General features: G+C 67.3%; 22 protein-coding genes. 7 read left to right on the top strand and 15 right to left on the bottom strand.

Going from position 1 to position 20,813, the window contains the following annotated elements; translation table 11 throughout:
* Positions 1–38: 38 nt before the first annotated feature.
* The 8 genes from dnaB to C5F75_RS08915 all read right to left on the bottom strand — a co-directional run bounded on the left by dnaB (position 39) and on the right by C5F75_RS08915 (position 6,913).
* Positions 39–2,462 (bottom strand): replicative DNA helicase, encoded by a 2,424-nt coding sequence (gene dnaB / locus C5F75_RS08950; protein ID WP_059585263.1) that lies wholly within the window; start codon positions 2,460–2,462, stop codon positions 39–41.
* Positions 2,463–2,602: 140 nt separating this feature from the next.
* Positions 2,603–3,055 carry a 50S ribosomal protein L9 gene (rplI, locus tag C5F75_RS08945; RefSeq protein ID WP_006486256.1) on the bottom strand — a complete coding sequence of 151 codons (453 nt, stop codon included), beginning with the start codon at positions 3,053–3,055 and terminating at the stop codon, positions 2,603–2,605.
* A 27-nt stretch (positions 3,056–3,082) separates the two neighbouring features.
* Positions 3,083–3,358, bottom strand: coding sequence for a 30S ribosomal protein S18 (gene rpsR, locus C5F75_RS08940; RefSeq protein WP_004193360.1), 276 nt, complete (start codon positions 3,356–3,358; stop codon positions 3,083–3,085).
* Positions 3,359–3,362: 4 nt separating this feature from the next.
* Positions 3,363–3,662, bottom strand: a complete 300-nt coding sequence (gene priB, locus C5F75_RS08935; RefSeq protein WP_011549649.1) for a primosomal replication protein N — start codon at positions 3,660–3,662, stop codon at positions 3,363–3,365.
* 40 nt (positions 3,663–3,702) lie between these two features.
* Positions 3,703–4,077: a 30S ribosomal protein S6 gene (gene rpsF, locus C5F75_RS08930; protein WP_006486255.1), complete on the bottom strand. Its 375-nt coding sequence runs from the start codon at positions 4,075–4,077 to the stop codon at positions 3,703–3,705.
* Positions 4,078–4,307: 230 nt separating this feature from the next.
* Positions 4,308–5,204 carry an anti-sigma factor family protein gene (locus C5F75_RS08925; protein WP_059585262.1) on the bottom strand — a complete coding sequence of 299 codons (897 nt, stop codon included), beginning with the start codon at positions 5,202–5,204 and terminating at the stop codon, positions 4,308–4,310.
* Complete coding sequence (locus C5F75_RS08920) at positions 5,194–5,835, bottom strand: RNA polymerase sigma factor (RefSeq protein ID WP_059585261.1); 642 nt, start codon at positions 5,833–5,835, stop codon at positions 5,194–5,196. Before C5F75_RS08920 ends, C5F75_RS08925 begins: the two co-directional genes overlap by 11 nt.
* Positions 5,836–6,001: 166 nt before the next feature.
* The gene (locus tag C5F75_RS08915) at positions 6,002–6,913 is read right to left on the bottom strand and encodes a LysR family transcriptional regulator (protein ID WP_059645602.1); all 912 of its coding nucleotides are present in this window, start codon (positions 6,911–6,913) and stop codon (positions 6,002–6,004) included.
* 172 nt (positions 6,914–7,085) lie between these two features.
* On the opposite strand from C5F75_RS08915, the gene gcl reads away from it, so the two are divergent.
* The 4 genes from gcl to lysM all read left to right on the top strand — a co-directional run bounded on the left by gcl (position 7,086) and on the right by lysM (position 11,576).
* Positions 7,086–8,861, top strand: a complete 1,776-nt coding sequence (gene gcl, locus C5F75_RS08910; RefSeq protein ID WP_059585259.1) for a glyoxylate carboligase — start codon at positions 7,086–7,088, stop codon at positions 8,859–8,861.
* Positions 8,862–8,900: 39 nt separating this feature from the next.
* Positions 8,901–9,710, top strand: a complete 810-nt coding sequence (gene hyi, locus C5F75_RS08905; protein WP_104012111.1) for a hydroxypyruvate isomerase — start codon at positions 8,901–8,903, stop codon at positions 9,708–9,710.
* Positions 9,711–9,751: 41 nt separating this feature from the next.
* Positions 9,752–10,645 (top strand): 2-hydroxy-3-oxopropionate reductase, encoded by an 894-nt coding sequence (locus C5F75_RS08900; RefSeq protein WP_059585257.1) that lies wholly within the window; start codon positions 9,752–9,754, stop codon positions 10,643–10,645.
* 460 nt (positions 10,646–11,105) lie between these two features.
* Complete coding sequence (gene lysM, locus C5F75_RS08895; protein ID WP_059585256.1) at positions 11,106–11,576, top strand: peptidoglycan-binding protein LysM; 471 nt, start codon at positions 11,106–11,108, stop codon at positions 11,574–11,576.
* A 106-nt stretch (positions 11,577–11,682) separates the two neighbouring features.
* On the opposite strand, the gene C5F75_RS08890 is transcribed toward lysM, so the two are convergent.
* Positions 11,683–12,705, bottom strand: coding sequence for an asparaginase (locus tag C5F75_RS08890; RefSeq protein WP_059585255.1), 1,023 nt, complete (start codon positions 12,703–12,705; stop codon positions 11,683–11,685).
* A gap of 272 nt (positions 12,706–12,977) precedes the next feature.
* Here C5F75_RS08890 and C5F75_RS08885 point away from each other — a divergent pair, with 272 nt between their 5' ends.
* The 3 genes from C5F75_RS08885 (at position 12,978) to C5F75_RS08875 (ending at position 14,816) form a co-directional block, all read left to right on the top strand.
* The gene (locus tag C5F75_RS08885) at positions 12,978–13,268 is read left to right on the top strand and encodes a PsiF family protein (protein WP_059585254.1); all 291 of its coding nucleotides are present in this window, start codon (positions 12,978–12,980) and stop codon (positions 13,266–13,268) included.
* A 269-nt stretch (positions 13,269–13,537) separates the two neighbouring features.
* On the top strand, positions 13,538–13,987 hold the full coding sequence (locus C5F75_RS08880; RefSeq protein WP_059585253.1) for a hypothetical protein: 450 nt from the start codon (positions 13,538–13,540) through the stop codon (positions 13,985–13,987).
* A 241-nt stretch (positions 13,988–14,228) separates the two neighbouring features.
* A complete protein-coding gene (locus C5F75_RS08875) occupies positions 14,229–14,816 on the top strand; it encodes a BPSL1445 family SYLF domain-containing lipoprotein (protein WP_059585252.1) in 588 nt (195 codons plus the stop codon).
* Between the two features lie 121 nt (positions 14,817–14,937).
* Here the strand turns inward: C5F75_RS08875 and C5F75_RS08870 are convergent, their stop codons facing one another.
* The 6 genes from C5F75_RS08870 to C5F75_RS08845 form a co-directional block, all read right to left on the bottom strand.
* Positions 14,938–16,002, bottom strand: a complete 1,065-nt coding sequence (locus C5F75_RS08870) for a glycosyltransferase family 4 protein (protein ID WP_059585251.1) — start codon at positions 16,000–16,002, stop codon at positions 14,938–14,940.
* A 263-nt stretch (positions 16,003–16,265) separates the two neighbouring features.
* Positions 16,266–17,441, bottom strand: coding sequence for an AAA family ATPase (locus C5F75_RS08865; protein WP_059585250.1), 1,176 nt, complete (start codon positions 17,439–17,441; stop codon positions 16,266–16,268).
* A gap of 36 nt (positions 17,442–17,477) precedes the next feature.
* Positions 17,478–18,650, bottom strand: a complete 1,173-nt coding sequence (locus C5F75_RS08860) for a mechanosensitive ion channel family protein (RefSeq protein ID WP_059585249.1) — start codon at positions 18,648–18,650, stop codon at positions 17,478–17,480.
* 89 nt (positions 18,651–18,739) lie between these two features.
* Positions 18,740–19,096, bottom strand: a complete 357-nt coding sequence (locus C5F75_RS08855) for a Rap1a/Tai family immunity protein (protein ID WP_059585248.1) — start codon at positions 19,094–19,096, stop codon at positions 18,740–18,742.
* Positions 19,097–19,217: 121 nt separating this feature from the next.
* Positions 19,218–19,928, bottom strand: a complete 711-nt coding sequence (locus tag C5F75_RS08850) for an ankyrin repeat domain-containing protein (RefSeq protein ID WP_059585247.1) — start codon at positions 19,926–19,928, stop codon at positions 19,218–19,220.
* A 43-nt stretch (positions 19,929–19,971) separates the two neighbouring features.
* Complete coding sequence (locus tag C5F75_RS08845) at positions 19,972–20,751, bottom strand: TatD family hydrolase (RefSeq protein WP_104012110.1); 780 nt, start codon at positions 20,749–20,751, stop codon at positions 19,972–19,974.
* Positions 20,752–20,813 lie beyond the last annotated feature (62 nt).

The following is a 20,813-nucleotide window of genomic DNA, read 5'->3' as shown; positions in this document are numbered from 1 at the left end:
GATACAACATTTGGCGAAATAGGTGTTTACAACCGGCTTTACTCGCCGTAGAAGGTCTGCGCCCCGGCAAAATTGTCGAACTTCGTGTATTGCCCCAGGAACGTGAGCCGAACGGGCCCGATCGGGCCGTTACGCTGCTTGCCGATGATGATTTCGGCCGTCCCCTTGTCAGGGCTGTCGGGATTGTAGACCTCATCTCGATAAATGAACAGGATCACGTCCGCATCCTGTTCGATTGCGCCCGATTCGCGCAAATCCGACATCACCGGCCGCTTGTTCGGGCGCTGTTCGAGGCCGCGGTTCAGCTGCGACAGCGCGATCACCGGCACGTCGAGCTCCTTCGCGAGGCTCTTCAGCGATCGCGAGATTTCCGAAATTTCGGTCGCGCGGTTCTCGCCCTGCGACGAACCCGACATCAGCTGCAGGTAGTCGACGATGATCAGGCCGAGCTTGCCGCATTGTCGCGCGAGGCGCCGCGCGCGCGAGCGCAATTCCATCGGATTCAGGCCGCCCGTCTCGTCGATGAAGAGCTGCGCCTCGCTCATCTTCTGCACCGCGTGCGTCAGCTTCGGCCAATCCTCGTCCGTCAGGCGGCCGGTACGCATCCGGTGCTGGTCGAGCCGGCCGATCGAGCCGAGCATACGCATCACGAGCTGGGTGCCCGGCATTTCCATCGAGAACACCGCGACCGGCAACCCGTACTCGACCGCGACGTATTCGCCGATGTTCATGGAGAAGGCCGTATTGTGGGTCACGACGTAATCGTCGGTCACGTACAGCCGCGACGGATGCGAGACCGAAATGCATTGCGTGGCCGTCCGGCGCGTCGGCTCGATGCCGGCGATGACCGGCATCTTGCGGCGCACACGCCCGCCCGTCAGCCGGTCGCGCTTGCCCTGGAACAGGAACAGGCTCTGCGGATCCGGATGACTGATCGTGCAAACGTAAGCCGTCGCACCGGTCTTGCGTTCGCCGTCGACCGTGAAGCTCGTCGCCTTTTCGGCAATCTGGCACCATGCACCGAGCGAACGCGCCAGCTCGCGCACGTCGCTCGCCAACTGCGCACTGGCGGTCGAATAACGCACCGTCCCCCACGATTCGACCCAGCCGTCCGTGTCGAGCAGTCCGCGCAACAAATCCAGCCGCGCGTCCTTGTCCGCATCGAGGTAGAGGCGCGGGATGAACTTGTCGTAGCTCGTCCTCCCCCACACACCGAGCTGCTCGAGAGCAGCCTTGAGCGGGTTGGCGGACGGCCGGGCTTCCGCGGCCGTCGACGGCCGGCGCTTGATGCGCCAGTCGTGCTGGCCCGCGTATTCGAGCTCGAGCGACGCGTCGACACGCGCGCGCATCCGGTTCAACGTTTCCTCGGCCTTCACGCTGAAACGCACGGCAGTCCCGCCGAGCGCACCGTCGCCCAGCAGCGCGCCGAGCACCCACGGATCGATCGGCAGCGCCTCGCGATGACCGAACTCGCCGCTCGGCATGTCGATCCACAGCCGGTTCCGGTAGCGTTCGCGCGTCAGCAACGTGCGAATCTCCGCTGTCGACAGTACGCGCGGCTTTTCCCACTCACGGAAATGGACGCACCACAGGTGCTCGTCGCAGCATTCGGCCGAACGCCCATCCGAAAAGCGGACCCGATACACCTGGCGTTCGCCCTGCGGGTAGATCCCGGTCACGATCGACGCTGCGCCGTCGACCGAAGCAAGTGCATCACCGACTGCCAGCTCACCCATCGGCTTCCAGCCCGTCAGCGTCCTGACGCGCGCATCGAGCGGCTGGGCCTTACCCATCGACGGTCTTCCGGCCACGATGATCAGCTCGCCGCCGTGCATCCCGGACGTCATCCGGTCGAGGTCGACGAAGCCGGTCGGCGTGCCTGTGACGTCGCTCGGGTTCGCGGTGTGGTACAGCGTGTCGATGCGCTCGACCACCTGGGTAAGCAGCGGGCCGATCTCGAGGAAACCCTGGTTGCCGCGCGCGCCCTCCTCGGCGATCGAGAAGACCTTCGATTCGGCTTCGTCGAGCAGTTGGCGGACTTCCTTGCCCTGCGGATTGAAGGCGTCGGCCGAGATCTCGTCGGCGACCGACACCAGCCGGCGCAGCACCGCGCGATCACGCACGATTTCCGCGTAGCGGCGGATGTTCGCCGCGCTCGGCGTGTTCTGCGCGAGGGCGTTCAGGTACGCGAGCCCGCCGACGTCGTCGGCCTTGCCGGACGTGGTCAGCGCTTCGTACACGGTCACGACGTCGGCCGGGCGCGTCGACGCGATCAGGCGGCCGATGTGCTCGTAGATGATACGGTGGTCGTAGCGGTAGAAGTCGCCCTGCGACAGGAAATCGGCAATCCGGTCCCATGCCGCGTTGTCGAGCAACAGGCCGCCGAGCACCGACTGCTCGGCTTCGACCGAATGCGGCGGGACTTTCAGCGATTCGATTTGGGGATCTTGCGGCGCGTTCATGGGTTGGGATTATCGCGAATAGATGGCGGCAGCGCTACCACCGCTTGCCGGCGATCGGGCAATAAAAAAGGCAGGCCCCGGTTGCCCGGGCGCCTGCCCTTGTCCGGACGACGGAAGCCGCCCGGCAAGCTTGCATACGCTTACGCGTGGTCGCCGATCACGTTGATCGTGACGTCGACGACGACGTCCGTGTGCAGCGCGACCTGGACGTTGTGCTCGCCGATCATCTTCAGCGGGCCTTCCGGCATGCGCACTTGCAGCTTCTCGACTTCGTAGCCTGCCTTCTTCAGCAGTTCCGCGACGTCGCCGTTCGTGACCGAGCCGAACAGACGGCCGTCGACGCCCGACTTCTGCGTGATTTCGAACGACTGGCCGTTCAGCTTCTCGCCGACTGCCTGCGATGCTGCCAGCTTTTCAGCAGCGATCTTTTCGAGTTCAGCGCGGCGCACTTCGAATTCGGCGATCGCTTCCTTCGTTGCACGGCGAGCCTTGCGGTTCGGGATCAGGAAGTTGCGAGCGTAACCGTCCTTGACCTTGACGATATCGCCGAGGTTGCCCAGATTGGCGACTTTTTCCAACAGAATGATTTGCATTCGAATTCTCCTTATTGCGTCGCCTGATTACGCCTTGTGCTGATCGGTGTACGGCAGCAGCGCGAGGAAACGCGCACGCTTGATGGCCGTATCCAGCTGACGCTGATAGTGCGCCTTCGTACCCGTCAGACGAGCCGGCGTGATCTTGCCGTTTTCGCCGATGAAGTCCTTCAGCGTTTCCGTGTCCTTGTAGTCGATCTGCTCGACGCCTGCAGCCGTGAAACGGCAGAACTTCTTGCGCTTGAAGAGCGGGTTTTGTTGCTGACGACGCTTGTCGAATTTCTTACCAGTCGGGCGGGCCATGATTTCAGTCCTTTCCTGTGTCCTGCAATGCAGTGATGTGAAACACCAAGGTTCTCGCGTTGCGGCTTTTCTTGGCCAGGAAGCCCGTGAACAGCGTTTCGACGCCCATTTCACGACTTTCCAGCTTGCCGCTCGCCTCACCGGCCGCCACCGCCTCGATCGTCATTTCGACCTGACGGGGAATGCCTGCTTCGACGACTTCCGTGCGGTGATGCAATGTGGCGCTTGCGATCGGAACACCGGCCGGCGTATATCGCACCGGTGCGCGTTCGACGACGCTCGCCGTCAATTGCAACCTGTTCACGTGAGTGGCGCGCTCCTTGATGGCTTAATAAGTGACGAACTTAAGCCTGCGCTTCGGCCGGCTGAGCAGCAGCCGCCTTCTTGGCTTCTTCGCGCTGAACTTCCTTCATCATCGGCGACGGGCCGGTTTCGGCCTTCTTCATCTTGACGATGAGGTGACGCAGCACGGCGTCGTTGAACTTGAACGCGTGTTCGAGTTCGTCGAGCGTCGTCTGGTCGCACTCGATGTTCATGCAGACGTAGTGAGCCTTCGCGAGTTTCTCGATCATGTAGGCCAGCTGGCGACGGCCCCAGTCTTCGACACGGTGGATCTGGCCGCCGTGCGACGTGATCGTGGACTTGTAGCGCTCGATCATCGCGGGCACTTGCTCGCTTTGATCCGGGTGCACGATGAATACGATTTCGTAATGACGCATTACACACTCCTTGTGGATTAAAGCCACCCGGGCGTCTGAACCGGTGTGGCAAGTGAGAAGCCGAAGATTCTACCCCGGTTACGGGGCGCATGCAAGGCCAATCGACGATCGGCAGACGGATTCGGCCGTGTTTTCAAAGACTTGAACAGGCATGCGGGCGGCCGCGGCCGACATCCGGCCCTTCCACGGCCGGGGCCGGAACACGCGTGCGCCGCCCCTCGGCCGCGCCGTCATTCGCTGCGCGCGCTGGCAAGCCGCGCGCCGAGGGCCGTCCGGAACGCCGCGAGCGCCGACGGCTCGGCGTCGGTCACGGCCCACCACGTCATCCCGGCCGCGTTCCAGCGGTCGAGCGCATAGCCCTGCGACACGGTCGTGTACGGAGCAGCCGGCCGCTCCCCGGCCGGCTGCACGTAGACGTCGACCACGTGCTGCCGGTGGCGATAGACGAGCACCGCGACACGGCGACGCCCGACGTAGTCGAGCCGGCCGCCGACCAGCGCGAAGCCGTTCTTGGCGAGATCCTCGACCGGCGGCGCATAGTCGAGCCGGCCGTTGAACCACGGCTTGACCGTGTGCTGGTCGGTCGAGATCACGTCGATGGCGCGCGCCGACAGGTCGGCCCGTACATGGCTCGCGACGAGTTCGTCGACCGTTCGCTCGGTGTCGGCGTGGCGGGCCGACCACGCCATTCCGCCCGCCGCCGCGAGCGCCATCAACAGCGCGACGCCCCAGCCGAGGCCCGGCAACGCGGCCACGCGCGGCCCCGCGCCGGTCGATACCGGGCGTGCCGACCCGCCCCGCCCGGTCAGCCAGGAGAACCAGTCGCGTGCGCGCGGCCGCCGTGGCGGCGGTGACTGCCGTTCAGGCCGGGGCGCGGCCCGCGACGGTTCACGGGCAGGCGCATCGGCCGCGGCCGGCAGGCTCGCAAGAATGCTCGCCCGCAGCGCGTCCGGCGCGCGGTGATAATCGGCCTGCCGCACGGCCTGCACCAGCGTGACGATCCGCGCGCGTTCGCGGCGGCACGCGTCGCACCCGTCGACATGCTGCTGGACCCGCAACGCATCGGGCGCCGACAGCTCGCGGTCGACGTCCGCGTCCAGCAACGCTCGCGCTTCGTTACAGTCCATCGATAGCCTCCGATGCGGTTCCGCCCGCCGGCGTCCGGCCCGGCCGGCCTTCGGTCGTCGGCGCCGGCGCGGCGCCCAGCAGCGCGGCGAGCTTGCGCCGGCCGCGCGCGAGCCGCGACATCACCGTGCCGACCGGCACGTCGGCGATCGCCGCGATCTCGCGGTAGCTGAGGTCCTCCATCTCGCGCAGCACGAGCACCTCGCGGTATTCGGTCGGCAGCTTCGCGAGCGCCGCATTCACGAGCCGCACGTTCTCGCCGCGCAGCAGCTGCGCGAGCGGGTCCTCCGTCGCCGGCTGCCAGTCGTCGGGCACGTCCGCGTCGTCGAGCGTGTCGGGCAGCGCCACCTCGTGCGCATGCGTGCGCCGCCGCCACTCGGTGTACCAGGTGTGGCGCACGATCGTCAGCAGCCACGGCCGCGCGTTGTCGCCGCGACACGAATCGACGAAGCGCAGCGCGCGCATGCACGCGTCCTGCACGACGTCGTCCGCATCGCCGGCGCTGCCGCTCAGCCAGCGCGCGAGGTTGTACGCGGCGTCGAGATGCGGCAGCACGAGCATGCGAAACCGCTCGCCGCGCGCGGCTGCATCGTCCGCCGCCCGTTCATCGACCGCCTGTCCGGCTTGCCCCACATGGCCTCCCTGGTCCCGGCGGCCGACGCCGCGCCCGTTCCGCGCCCGGCGCCCGGACAGACCGGCAACGTGCGCGCTCGATGACCTTACCGCTGCTGCGTCGAGTTTATTCCCGCGCCGCACGCATGCAGCGTAAAAAATCGCAGGCGGCCGGGCGCGCCGGCCGTTACGGCGTGGTGCGCCAGTAGCCGGGGCGCGCATACGCTTCGCGCAGGTAATCGATGAAGTAACGCACGCGCGCCGGCACGTAGCGCTGCTGCGGGTAGACGGCGAGGATGTCGTAGTCGGGCAGCGCGTATTCGTCGAGCACGGTCTCGAGTTCGCCCGTTTCGAGCTGCGCGGCGATCTCCCACGTCGAACGCCAGCCGAGCCCGAGCCCCTCGGCCACCCAGCGGTGCAGCAGCTCGCCGTCGTTGCAGTCGAGATTGCCGGTCACGCGCATCGTCGCGATCTTGCCGTGACGCTGGAAATACCAGCCGCGGTTCTGCCCGCCCTGCAGGTTGAACGCGAGACAGTTGTGCTTGAGCAGGTCGTCGAGCGATTTCGGCCGGCCGTGCCGGCGGAAATAGTCGGGCGTGCCGCACACCACGCGCCGGTTCGACGCGAGCTTCACAGCGACGAAGTTCGGATCGACCGCGCCGCCGATCCGGATCGACAGGTCGTAGCCTTCGCGCACGAGATCGACGACGCGGTCGGTCAGGTTGAACGACAGCTGCATCTCCGGCTTGTCGGCCAGGAAGCCGGGCGCGTGCGGCGCGACGTGCTTGCGGCCGAACGCGGCCGGCGCCGACACGATCAGGTGCCCGCTGACCGCGCGCCGGCCGGCAGCCAGCTCGTTCTCGGCCTGATCCCATTCGGACAGCAGCCCGCGGCAGCGCTCGAGGAACGCGGCGCCCTCCTCGCTGACCACCAGCCGCCGCGTCGAGCGGTACATCAGCTTCACGCCGAGGCGCTTCTCCAGCGCGTCGATGCGCCGCCCCAGCACCACCGGCGACACGCCCTCCTCCAGCGCCGCCGCCGCGAGGCTGCCGGCATCGGCCACGCGCACGAACGTCTCGATCTGCTTGAAGCGGTCCATCTCCCGTCTCCGTCTTGGCTCCGACACCGGCGGGAAGCCCCGTCCGGCCGTCATTCCATACTTTTAGTTTCGAAATAAGCGACTTCGGCTGATCTTATCAAACCTTTCCTGCATCCCTAAAGTGTCCCCAACAGACCGATTCGCACGATCCGCCATATTCAAGGAGACATTCATGGCCAAGATGAGAGCCGTCGACGCAGCCGTACTCGTGCTCGAGAAGGAAGGCATCCAGACCGCGTTCGGCGTGCCGGGCGCGGCGATCAACCCGTTCTACTCGGCCATGCGCAAGTCGGGCGGCATCAGCCACGTGCTCGCGCGCCACGTCGAGGGCGCATCGCACATGGCCGAAGGCTTCACGCGGGCGGCGCCGGGCAACATCGGCGTGTGCATCGGCACGTCGGGCCCCGCCGGCACCGACATGATCACCGGCCTCTACTCCGCATCGGCCGACTCGATTCCGATCCTCGCGATCACGGGCCAGGCGCCGCGCGCGCGCCTTTACAAGGAAGACTTCCAGGCCGTCGACATCGAATCGATCGCGAAGCCGGTCACCAAGTGGGCCGTCACCGTGCGCGAACCGGCGCTCGTGCCGCGCGTGTTCCAGCAGGCGTTCCACCTGATGCGCTCGGGCCGCCCGGGCCCGGTGCTGGTCGACCTGCCGATCGACGTGCAGCTCGCCGAAATCGAGTTCGACATCGACACGTACGAACCGCTGCCGGTCTACAAGCCCGCGGCCACCCGCGCGCAGATCGAGAAGGCGCTCGCGATGCTCAACGACGCGGACAAGCCGCTGATCGTGTCGGGCGGCGGCGTGCTCAACGCGGCGGCCGAAGACCTGCTCGTGCAGTTCGCCGAAACGGTCGGCGTGCCGGTGATCCCGACGCTGATGTCGTGGGGCGCGATTCCCGACGATCACCCGCTGATGGCCGGCATGGTCGGCCTGCAGACGTCGCACCGCTACGGCAACGCGACGATGCTCGCGTCCGACTTCGTGCTCGGCATCGGCAACCGCTGGGCGAACCGCCACACGGGCAGCGTCGAGGTCTACACGAAGGGCCGCAAGTTCGTGCACGTCGACATCGAGCCGACGCAGATCGGCCGCGTGTTCGGCCCGGATCTCGGCATCGTGTCCGACGCGAAGGCGGCACTCGAGCTGTTCGTCGCGGTCGCGCGGGAATGGAAGGCCGCCGGCAAGCTGAAGGACCGCGGCGAGTGGGTATCCGAGTGCCAGGCGCGCAAGCGCACGCTGCAGCGCAAGACGCACTTCGACAACGTGCCGGTCAAGCCGCAGCGCGTGTACGAAGAGATGAACAAGGTGTTCGGCCGCGATACCTGCTACGTCAGCACGATCGGCCTGTCGCAGATCGCCGCCGCGCAGTTCCTGCACGTGTTCAAGGCACGCAACTGGATCAACTGCGGCCAGGCCGGCCCGCTCGGCTGGACGATCCCCGCCGCACTCGGCGTGCGTGCGGCCGACCCGAGCCGCCCGATCGTCGCGCTGTCCGGCGACTACGACTTCCAGTTCATGATCGAGGAGCTCGCGGCCGGCGCGCAATTCAAGTTGCCGTACGTGCACGTCGTCGTGAACAACTCGTACCTCGGGCTGATCCGCCAGGCGCAGCGCGCGTTCGACATGGACTACTGCGTGCAGCTCGCGTTCGACAACGTGAACGCGCCCGAACTGAACGGCTATGGCGTCGACCACGTGGCCGTCGCGGAAGGCCTCGGCTGCAAGGCGCTGCGCGTGTTCAAGCCGGAAGAGATCGAGCCGGCGCTGCGTCAGGCGCAAACGCTCGCGGAAGAGTTCAGCGTGCCGGTGGTCGTCGAGGTGATCCTCGAGCGCGTGACGAACATCTCGATGGGCACCGAGATCGACGCGATCAACGAATTCGAGGAGCTCGCCGAAAAGGCCGAGCACGCACCGACCGCGATCTCGATGCTCGACTGAAGCGCACGACATTTTTGACCGACCGAAGAGGCTTAGCTCATGCCGAAGTTTGCTGCAAACCTGACCATGCTGTTCAACGAAGTGCCGTTCCTCGACCGCTTCAAGGCGGCCGCGGACGCGGGCTTCGACGCCGTCGAGTTCCTGTTTCCGTATCCGTACGCGAAAGAAGAACTCGCCGAGCGGCTCGAGACGCACGGCCTGCGCCTCGTGCTGCACAACCTGCCCGCCGGCAACTGGGACCAGGGCGAGCGCGGCATCGCGTGCCTGCCCGATCGCGTCGGCGAATTCCAGGAAGGGGTCGGCCGGGCGATCGACTACGCGAAGGCGCTGAAGGTGCCGCAGCTGAACTGCCTGGTCGGCATCCCGTCGGCGAGCACGGCGCGCGACAAGACGTTCGTGACGATCGTCGACAACCTGCGCTTCGCCGCCGATGCGCTGAAGCGCGAAGGCATCCGCCTGCTCGTCGAGCCGTGCAACCGCTTCGACATCCCGGGCTTCGCGCTGAACCGCTCGTCGGAAGGCCTCGACGTGATCCGCGCGGTCGGCTCGGACAACCTGTTCCTGCAGTACGACATCTATCACATGCAACGCATGGAAGGCGAACTGGCCGCGACGATCGAACGCAACCTCGCGTCGATCGGCCACGTCCAGCTCGCGGACAACCCGGGCCGCAACGAGCCGGGCACCGGCGAGATCAACTACGCGTTCCTGTTCGCGCTGCTCGACCGGCTCGGCTATGCCGGCTACGTCGGCTGCGAATACAAGCCCCGCACCACCACGACGGAAGGCCTCGGCTGGCTGCAAAGCGTGGCCGGTTGCGCACCGGTCTCGGCGCGTCGCGCCGCCTGAGTCGCACCCTTTCCGTTTTCAGCCCCACAGGAGACTTTCACATGGCAACCATCGGTTTCATCGGCCTCGGCATCATGGGCGCGCACATGGCGCGCAACCTGCTCAAGGGCGATCATCAACTCGTCGTGAACGGCGCGTTTCCGATCCCGGACGATCTGCGCGGCAGCGCCAAGGTCGTCGCGAACTCGACCGAAGTCGCACGGCACGCGGACATCATCATCTCGATGGTGCCGGACACGCCGGACGTGCGTAACGTGCTGTTCGCCGACGACGGCGTCGCGAAGGGCCTGAGCGCCGGCAAGCTCGTGATCGACATGAGCTCGATCTCGCCGCTCGACACGCAGGCATTCGCGAAACAGATCAACGCGCTCGGCTGCGACTACCTCGACGCGCCGGTGTCCGGCGGCGAAGTCGGTGCGCGCGAAGCGACGCTGACGATCATGGTCGGCGGCCCCGAGAAGGCGTTCGAGCGCGCGAAGCCGCTGTTCGAGAAGATGGGCAAGAACATCACGCTCGTCGGCGACAACGGCGCGGGCCAGACCTGCAAGGTCGCGAACCAGATCATCGTCGCGCTGAACATCGAAGCGGTCGGCGAAGCGCTGCTGTTCGCCGCGCGTTCGGGCGCCGATCCGGAACGCGTGCGCCAGGCGCTGATGGGCGGCTTCGCCGCGTCGCGCATCCTCGAAGTGCACGGCGCGCGCATGACCAAGCGCACGTTCGACCCGGGCTTTCGCATCGAGCTGCACCAGAAGGACCTGAACCTCGCGCTCGACGGCGCGCGCAAGCTCGGCCTCGCGCTGCCGCACACCGCGAGCGCGCAGCAGTTGTTCAGCGTGTGCGCGTCGCACGGCGGCAAGGCATGGGATCACTCGGCACTCGTGCGCGCGCTCGAGATCATGTCGAACTTCGAGATCGGCCAGACGCCGGCCGCGTAACGCGGCCGCAGCAACGCGCGTTTGTGCTGCGATGGCGGACGCGCGCGACGAATGATTGCGATCCGGCCGCGGCCGGTCGCATCGATGCGCGGTGCACACGCGCATCACGGTGGGGCGCCCCGCCCTGCATCGCCAACGGCATGCGGGACGGGGCGAAAAACGCCGCTCTGGGCTGAGAGCGGCGTGGTGGGGTCCGCAGCGGCACCCGGCGGCGCCGGGGAAGCCTTGGTCGGTCAGACGTCGTCGTCGGGTGTCCGCCTGTCGGATTTCGCGTATTACATTTCTTTACGTTCGAGCGTGCGATTTTTCATGCAATCGTCGCGTCGAACGCCTACACTTTCGCCACGCCTTTCGAGAAAACCGCCGCGCCTGCGTTTCCCTCCGGAGACCGCACCCAGCGCGGTGTTTTTTTCGCCACTTCACGGCGCGTTTTCTTTTCAACCACCTAAGGAGTGCAACGATGGGTCTTCTTTCGTTTATTAAAGAGGCGGGTGAAAAACTGCTGGGTCACGCCGATGCACAGGCAGCGGAAGATCCGAATGCCGCGAACCAGACCGCGGCCGATGCGATCAAGAACTACATCAACTCGCAAGGTCTCGACACGTCGAACCTGACCGTCGCGTTCGACGGCGCGTCGCGCACCGTCACGCTGTCGGGCAGCGTCGCCGATCTCGACACGAAGGCGAAGGTCAAGGTCGCGGCCGGCAACGTGCAGGGTGTCGCGGGCGTCAACGACGACGGCCTGCAGCCGGACGATCCGGAAGTGCGGTACCACGACGTGAAGCCGGGCGACACGCTGTCGGCGATCGCCAAGGAAGTGTACGGCGACGCGAACAAGTACCCGGCGATCTTCGAGGCGAACAAGCCGATGCTGTCGAGCCCGGACCGGATCTACCCGGGCCAGAAGCTCGTGATTCCGCCGCAGTCCTGAGCATTCGCGCAGCGCTGATGCAAAAAAGGCAGGCCGCTCGGCCTGCCTTTCTTCATGGGCGACGCGCACCGCGCGATCGGCGCGTGTCGATCATCCCGTCATCGAATCACAGCGTATCGAACGCGCGCTGCAATGCGTCGCGATCGTGAATGCCGTTCGCGAGCGCGAGCATCAGCAGCACGCGCGCCTTGAACGGGTGCAGCGAGCCCGCGCTCACGAAACCGAGTGCATCGTCGCTCGCGGCGCCGTTGCGCATCACGTGCCCCGACCCGACGCGCGACGCACGGACCACCGCCACGCCCGCATTGACCGCATCGGCGAGCGCCGCCTGCAGCGTCGCATGAATCGACCCGTTGCCGGTGCCCGCGACGACGAGGCCGCGCACGCCGGCCCCGACGAGCGCATCGACGGCCGTGCGCGTCACGCCCGCATAGCTCGCGACGACCTCGACCGGCGGCCAGCTTGCCGCGATCGCCAGTTGCGTGTCGCGCGTGCGCGTGATGCGGCGCGCGAATTCGACGCGGCCGTCCTGTACCCAGCCGAGCGCCCCGAGCTCCGGCGACTGGAACGCGTCGACCGCATAGGTGCTCGTCTTCACGACGTCGCGCGCGCCGTGGATCCGGTTGTTGAACGCGACCAGCACGCCCTGCCCGCGCGCGGCCGGATGGGCGGCCACCGTCACCGCGTTCAGCAGGTTCAGCGGGCCGTCGGACGACAGCGCGGTCGCCGGCCGCATCGCGGCCGTCAGCACGACCGGCTTGTCGCCCCGGACGACCAGATGCAGCGCGTACGCCGTTTCCTCGAGCGTATCGGTGCCGTGGGTGATCACGATGCCGTCGATCGCGGGATCGGCCATCAGCGCGTCGATCCGCGCGGCGAGCGTGTTCCACAGCGGCAGCGCGAGATCCTTGCTGTCGATGCTGGCGATCTGCTCCGCGTCAATGCGCGCGACCGACGCGAGCGCCGGCACGGCGTCGACCAGGAAACTGACGCCGAGCGCGCCGGCCTGGTAGCCGGCCGTGCTGGCCGCGTCGGGCGCGGCGCCGGCGATCGTGCCGCCGGTGGCAAGTACGGCGATGCGCGGCAATGTCGCCGCGGACGAAGGGGATGCGGTGTTCGATGTATTCATGGCCGCGATTGTAATGGCTCCCGGCCGCGAGCCGGCAGGTTCCGGCGCGACGGGCCGGCGCCGGCCGCCGCGCGTCATGGTTTGTCCCGATCTCCTGGCCGCGTGCGCCGTCAACGGCCATGGCGTCCGCAACGTTATAGAAAGTGCCGTTTTGGTGTTTTCACCTTGATTTGCCATAATCGGAACGCGTGGTGCGATGTGGCCCTGTCCACGTCGCGTCGAGCTTCATGACGGCGTCGATCACGCGCAATTCACCCCATGGGAGTGTCGAAATGAAAATCCAATCGCTCGTAGCCGCACTGCTTCTCGGCGGCATGCTGGCTTCCCCCGCCTTCGCGGCGAACAGCCAGCAGGACAAGATGAAGGCCTGTAACACGCAGGCAGCCGGCAAGACGGGCGACGAACGCAAGGCGTTCATGAAGGACTGCCTGTCGGCGAAGCCCGCGAAGGCGATGACGCAGCAGGAAAAGATGAAGGCGTGCAACACGCAGGCCACCGGCAAGAAGGGGGACGATCGCAAGGCGTTCATGAAGAGCTGCCTGAGCAATCAGCCGGCCGCCTGAGTTCCGGCGCTCCCGTCTCGAATGCCGCGCACCGCTTCGGCGGGCGCGGCATTTTCATTTTCGTTGCACGCGCATCGACGCGCGCACGCCGCCTGTCCCTCCCCGTTTTCCGGCCCGCCGTCCCGACGCCGCCACAGGGGCGGTAATTCGGGTGCGGCAATTCGCCGCGTTTTCTTCTATGATGGCTGCAACGCGGCCCACCCAAGACCAAGAAGCGCCATCGGGCCGCCCTCGAGACGAACGCGCACGCGCGTCAAACGGAGGCCTGGATGGCATGGAGACAACACCGCTGGTTTCGCCGCTGGCTGATCGTGATCGTGTTCTGGGCCGTGCCCGTCGCGATCGTCGCCGTGCGCGAGATCCGCGAGGAAATGGCCTACAACAAGGCCGACCTGCAGCTCGCGCTGACCACCTGGCAGCTCACCGACGCGCAGCAGGCCGCCGGCGCCGCCGCGAAGTGCCGCGGGGATGCCGACGAGGCGCGCGCGGCCGGTTGCCCGGCCGATGTGCTGGCGGCCAACGCGCCGCGCCAGCAGGCGGCTCGCGACGAATACGTCGTGCGCCGCAATACGCTCGCCGGCTACCTGTGGCATGCGTTCGTCGGCTACTGGGTCGTCCCGGCCGCGTTCCTGTTCGCGTGCGGCGTCGTGATCGCGCTGATCCGTCGCGCGCTGCGCCGCCCGCCCATCAAGCCGCCCGTTCCCCCCGTCACGCACTGACACCGGCGCGCCGCGGGCGCCGCCCCTGCAATCGCCCGCACGTTCCCGCACGACGCCCCCGTGCGAGGCGCGCGTCGCGCGGGCGTCGCTTCGTCCGTTGGCGCGCCGCGACACCCGCGCGCGATTTGACGCTTTTTCACGTGGCAACGAAAAGTGGCCCTGATCCGCTGTGATATAACTGCCGACGTGATCCGCTCCTTGAGCGAGACTCACTCCGAACATCATCCGATGGAGAACAACGATGCAAAAACGGACTCTTGTGCTCAAAGCCGCCGCCGCGCTCATCGTCGGTAGCCTCGCGCTCACCGGTTGCACCACCACCCCGGACAAGCCGGACAATGCCGCCACCAACGCGTCGAAGCGTCAGTCGATCGACGCGAGCGTCGACGCCACGCTGTCGCGCATGTACTCCACCGTCAAGGGCTCGCGCGAGCTCGTCGCGAAATCGCGCGGCGTGCTGGTCTTCCCCGAAGTGCTCCAGGCCGGCTTCATCGTCGGGGCCCAGTCCGGCAACGGCGCGCTGCGCGTAGGCGGCAGCACCGTCGGCTACTACAACACGTCGTCGCTGTCGGTCGGCCTGCAGGCCGGCGCGCAGTCGAAGGCGGTCGTGTTCCTGTTCATGACGCAGCAGGCGCTCGACGAATTCCGCAGCTCGGACGGCTGGGCAGCCGGCGCCGGCGCATCGGTCGCGCTCGTGAAGATGGGCGCGAACGGCGCGGTCGATTCCAACACGGCCACCGCGCCGATCCAGGTCGTCGTGCTGACGAACGCCGGCCTGATGGGCGACGTGTCGATCAACGGCACCAAGGTCACGAAGCTCAAGATCTGACGTTGACGCACTGCCCGGGCGCTGCGCGCCGGGCATGCGCAAACGGCGATGTCCTCGCGGGCATCGCCGTTTTTTTATCCGCCCGCGCCGCGCGCCAGGTCGGCCAGGCTGCTCGGACCGCTCAGGTCGTCGAGTCGATCACCTTGAAGCGCGAACGCTTCTGCGCGCGGATCACCGACTGGTACACGTCCACGTACTGCTGCGCCATCCGGCGCGACGTGAAGCGCTCGTCGAAGCGCTGCCGCACGCGCGCACGCGGCAGCAGGTGCAACCGGTTCACCGCGGCCACCGCGCTGATTTCATCCTCGACGATGAACCCCGACACGCCCTCGTCCACCACTTCGGGCACCGCGCCGCGGTTGAATGCGATGACCGGCGTGCCGCACGACATCGCCTCGATCATCACCAGGCCGAACGGCTCCGGCCAGTCGATCGGAAACAGCAGCGCATGCGCGCCCGACAGGAATTCGGCCTTCTCGTGATCGGCGATCTCGCCGATGTACTCGACGTGCGGCAACGCGAAGAGCGGCTTGATCTCGCGGTCGAAGTATTCCTGGTCGGCCGCGTCGATCTTCGCGGCGATCCGGATCGGCAGCCCGCACTGGCGCGCGATGCGGATCGCGGTATCGACGCGTTTTTCCGGCGAGATACGGCCGAGGAACGCGAGATAGCGCGGCTCGACGGGCTGCGGCATGTACAGCGTATCGGGCAGCCCGTGATAGACGGTCGTCAGCCATTTCGCCTGCGGCAGCGGCTGGCGCTGCGCATTGGAGATCGAGATCACCGGCGCGGTGTTGAAGGTGTCGAACACCGGCTGCTGCTCGGGCAGGTCGAGCCGGCCGTGCAGCGTCGTCACGTAAGGCGTTTCCTGCCGGTTGAAGACCGAGAACGAGTAGTAGTCCATGTGGAAATGGAGCACGTCGAAATCCTTCGCGCGGCGCGCGACCGTCTCCATCAGCAGCATGTGCGGCGCGACCCGGTCGCGGATCGACGAATCGAGCCGCAGCGCGCGCGGCCACACGGCCTCGAGCGTCGCCCGCGTCGTCGAATCGCCGCTCGCGAACAGCGTCACATCGTGGCCGAGGTCGACGAGCGCCTCGGTGATGTAGGACACGACGCGCTCCGTGCCGCCGTACAGCTTCGGCGGCACGGATTCGGTCAGCGGGGCGATCTGGGCAATTCTCATGGTCCACGTCTCCTGTGTCCTGTCCGTTACGGTACGGCCGGCGGGATTCCGCGCTTGCGCGCGCCCGCCTGCGTCCATGCGGCGCCGGCCGGCGTGGCGCCAGCCGAATATCTCATTATTATTCGCGATCCCGATGAGCGGAACCGCTGGTCTTTCATTTTTTGGGGGTTGTTACAGACCGGATACATTCGGCCGACCGGGCACGGCCGCCTCGCAGCGGGGCCCGGCCGGGCCGATCACGCCCCAGGCGCACCGTCAGGCTGTCAACGCGACGGCCACTTCCACGCCGGCAGGTCGCGCGAGTCGGCATCGACGAGCGCGGTCGCGCCGAGCTGCTTGTCGAGCACCAGCGATTCGCAGCCGGCCTCGCGCTCGAGCGTCGCGATGAGCCGCGCCGCGTGAGACACGACCAGCACCTGCGAACGCCGGGCGGCCTGCGCGATCAGGCGGCCGAGCGCCGGCAGCAGATCGGGATGCAGGCTCGTCTCCGGTTCGTTCAGCACCATCAGCGCCGGCGGCCGCGGCGTCAGCAGCGCGGCCGCGAGCAGCAGGTAACGCAGCGTGCCATCCGACAGCTCGGCCGCCGCCAGCGGCCGCAGCAGCCCCGGCTGGCGCATCAGCACGTCGAAACGGCCGCGGCCGCCCGGGTTGTCGATCTCGACCGACGCACCGGGGAACGCGTCGTCGATCGCCGCGTCGAGCGCCGCGGCATCGCCGATTTCGCGGATCGTCTGCAGCGCGGCGGCCAGGTCGGCGCCGTCGTCCGCGAGCACCGGCGTATGCGTGCCGATGTGCGACTGGCGCGCCGGCGCGTGCGCATCGGTCCGGAAATGGTCGTAGAAGCGCCACGAGCGAATCCGTTCGCGCACCGCGATCATCTCGGGCGCGCCGGTCGGATCGGCGAATTCGGTCATCATGCTGTCGAAGCTCGCGACCGGCTGCGGGATCGTCAGCCAGTCGCCCGACGCGGTACGCGCGCGGATCTGCGCGCCCTGCCGGTCGACCAGCAGAGTGGACGGGCGCAGCACCGCGCCGCCCCAGATGCACTCGCGCTTGACCACCGGGTCGAGCGCGAACTGCGAGCGGCTCGGCAATGGCAGGCCGAGATCGATCGCATAGCCGAAATCGTCGCACGCGAAACCGAGCTTCAGGCTCACCGGGCCCTTGCGCACCGTGCCCGTCACCGGCACCTCGCCGGCCAGCATCGCGCGCGAGAAGCGCTCGGGGCCGGCCCACAACGTCGACGGCAAGCCGCCCTCGCGCGCGAGCGACGGGATCACGCGACCCTGTGCGGTGTCGGCGAGCAGCCGCAGCGCGCGGTACACGCTCGACTTGCCGCTGCCGTTCCGGCCCGTGACGACGTTGAGCGCCGCGAGCGGCACGATCAGCTCGCGCAGCGAGCGGTAATTGGCGATGGCAAGCGTCTTCAGCGCGGTCATGGGAACGGGAAATGGCAAGCAGGGGCCGGGCCGCGCTCAGCGGCCTTCGACGGCCTGCGGGTCGGCGGCGGTGTTGGCCGCCGTGCTGGCGGCAGGCGAGCGCACGTGCGGCCGTTCGCGATTCGGCGCATCGGGCGCCGCGTCGTGCGGATACAGCTCCATCCGGCTGCGCGGCAGGCATTGCGGATAGCGGTCCTGCAGATAGGCGATCAACCCTTCGCGCACGCGGCAGCGCAGATCCCAGCACGACGACGAATCGGCCGCGCTGACGAGCGCGCGCAACTGCATCGTGCGCTCCGTCGCGTCGGTCACCTGCAGCACCTGCACGCGGCCGTCCCACTCGGGCGCGGCGTGGACGAGCCGCGCGAGTTCCTCGCGCAGCGGCGCGAGCGGCGTGCGGTAATCGACCGACAGGTAGACGGTGCCGATGATCTCCGCGCTGCTGCGCGTCCAGTTCGTGAACGGGTTCTCGATGATCCACTGCAGCGGCACGACGAGGCGCCGCTGGTCCCACAGCCGCACCGACACGAACGAGCCGGTGATTTCCTCGATACGCCCCCACTCGCCCTGGATCACGACCACGTCGTCGAGCCGGATCGGCTGCGTGAGCGCGATCTGCAACCCGGCAATCAGGTTGCCGAGCACCGGCCGTGCGGCGATACCGGCGACCAGCCCCGCGACGCCGGCCGACGCCAGCAGGCTCGCGCCGATCTGGCGCACGTTCGGGAACGTCATCAGCGCGGCGCCGGTGCCGATGATCACGATCAGTACCATCACGGTCCGCACGAGCACCTTGGCCTGCGTATGGACGCGCCGTGCCTGAAGATTGTCGGCCGTATCGATCGGATGGGCCTGGATGATCGCGTCGCCGACGCCGGCCGCGAGCCGCACCAGCAGCCACGTGAGCGACACGATCGAGCCGACCGCGGCCGCGGTGCGCATGCCGCGCACGAACGACATGCCGTCGTCGGCCTGGACCCACAGGAATTCGAGCGCCAGCAGCGCCAGCACGACGAGCGACGGCTTGTCGATGTAGCGCAGGATCGCGCTCATCAGCGGATACGGCTGCGCGATGCGCTTGACGATGCGTGCGCCGAGGCGGTGCACGACCGTGACGACCAGTATGACGATGACCGACACGCCCAGCGTGCCGAGCCACGAATGCAGCGGCGCATCGGCGATGCGCTGCAGTTCCTCGATTGAAATCATCGGCGCCCTCGAGTGATGAAGCCCACTGGCTTCGTCCTGGATGCGTCGGCGACGCCCGGGCCGCGCACGCGCCCGGACACGGCGTCAGATCAGCTGCCGTTCCTGCAGGGAAACGCCTTGCCGAGACCGAGCGACACCGCGGTGCTCGCGTTGTAGTCGGCCAGCTTCGGATTTTCCGCGATGTACTTGCGCACCGCGTCCGTCATCTGTTGCGCCCGGATGTCGGGCGGCAGGCAGAAATACTGGCCGACGCGCGGCCCCGTGGTGCCGCCGATCGCATCGATCGTGTTGTAGACGCCGTCGGCGGCGCCTTCGATATAGGCCGCGCACGACGCCCGCGACTTGACGTCCGTCTTCGCGCACAGCCGGTCGAGATCCGCGCCCGTGAAAGCCGCCGCCGACAACGGCACGGCAAACGCCGCGGCACAAAACATTGCGCGCAACATGGTGTTCCTTCTTATGTCAAGGCGGCCCGAGACCGCCTGCTGCGTTGGCCGGTGCGGCAACGGATGCCCTGCTCCGCCCGGAAGCCGGCTGGCCGGACAGGCGCCGCCGCACCAAAAACCGTTATTTTGCACTCTTTTGAGCATCTGCCGGCGTGCCCGCACCGATACGCGTCGTCCGCTTGCTCAGGATCTCGATCGCGTCCGGCGCGTTGTAGTGCTTCGCGAACTCGAGCGCGGTGATGCCGAGCTGGTTCTTCACCTGCGGATCCGCGCCCTGGTCGAGCAGCAGCGTGACCGTCGACGCATGATTGCCGCGCGCGGCCATCATCAGCGGCGTCGTGCCGTTCGGCGATGCGGTATCGATGTACGCGTCGTGGTCGAGCAGCACCTTGACGACCGCGTCCTGGCCGTTGGTCGCCGCGTAGTGAAGCGGCGCCCAGCCCTTCTTGCTGACTTCCGCGCCCTTGTCGATCAGCAGCTTGACGAGGCCGAGGTCGCCATTCAGCGATGCGAGCATCAGCGCGTTTTCGCCGGCCTTGTCTTCCTTCTCGAGGTCGACGTTCGGCGTCGTCGCGATCACGGCCGCGACCTTGTCGGACTTCTCGCGCGCGGCGATCACGAGGATCGGGTCGCCGTTCGGCGCGAGCGTGTTCGGATCGAGCTTGCCGCTCTTGAGCTGCTTGCCGATATCGGCGATGTCGTCGAACTTGACGGCCTTGACGATCGCGTCGAGCGACTCGGCATGCGCGCCGGCGGCGGCGAACAGGCCGCTCGCGACGAATGCGGCGGCAACGAGGGCGCGTTTGGGCAGATGGTTGGTCGGCTTCGTCATTGTTGTGGGCTCCTTCCCTGGGTTGTCGGCTGCGCGCGCGTCGTTAGCGGGCGATCTTGAACAGCCGGAAAAAGTTCTGCGTCGTCGCATCGGCGAGCGCCTCGACGGCGATCCCGCGCTCGGATGAGATAAAGCGTCCGACATGGCTGACGTACGCAGGTTCATTCGGCTTGCCGCGATACGGTACCGGTGCGAGGTACGGCGAGTCGGTCTCGATCAGCAGCCGGTCGAGCGGCACGCGCCGCGCGACGTCCTGCACGTCGGTCGCGTTCTTGAACGTGACGATGCCCGACAGCGAGATATGGAAGTTCCGCGCGAGCGCCTGCTCGGCCACCGGCCACGGCTCGGTGAAGCAGTGCATCACGCCGCCCGGCACGTCCGCGCGCTCCTCGGCCATGATCCGCAGCGTGTCTTCCGACGACGCGCGCGTGTGGATGATCAGCGGCTTCATCGTCGCGCTCGCCGCGCGGATGTGCGTGCGAAAACGCTCGCGCTGCCATTCCATGTCGGCGATCGAGCGGCCTTCGAGGCGGTAGTAGTCGAGGCCGGTTTCGCCGATCGCGACGACCTTCGGGTGCGCGGCCAGCTCGACGAGCTCCGCGAGCGTCGGCTCGCGCGCGTCCTCGTGATCGGGATGGACGCCGACCGACGCGTACACGTTGTCGTGCGCTTCGGCGATCGCGAGCACGTCCGGCAGCGTCTCGAAATCGACCGACACGCACAGCGCATGCGTGACGTCGTGCTCGCGCATGTTCTCGAGAACGGCCGGCAGGCGGTCGGCCAGGCCCTTGAAATTGATGTGGCAGTGAGAGTCGACGAACATCGTGTTTCCTGAATACGTGAGACGGGCGCTCATGCGCCCGCCGGCTGGCGGCACCGGGCGAC

Source organism: Burkholderia anthinoferrum (assembly GCF_002925705.1).
GTDB classification, from domain to species: Bacteria; Pseudomonadota; Gammaproteobacteria; order Burkholderiales; family Burkholderiaceae; genus Burkholderia; species Burkholderia semiarida.
Note: the sequence above shows the minus strand (reverse complement) of the source record. Positions and strands in the feature narration are given on the sequence as shown.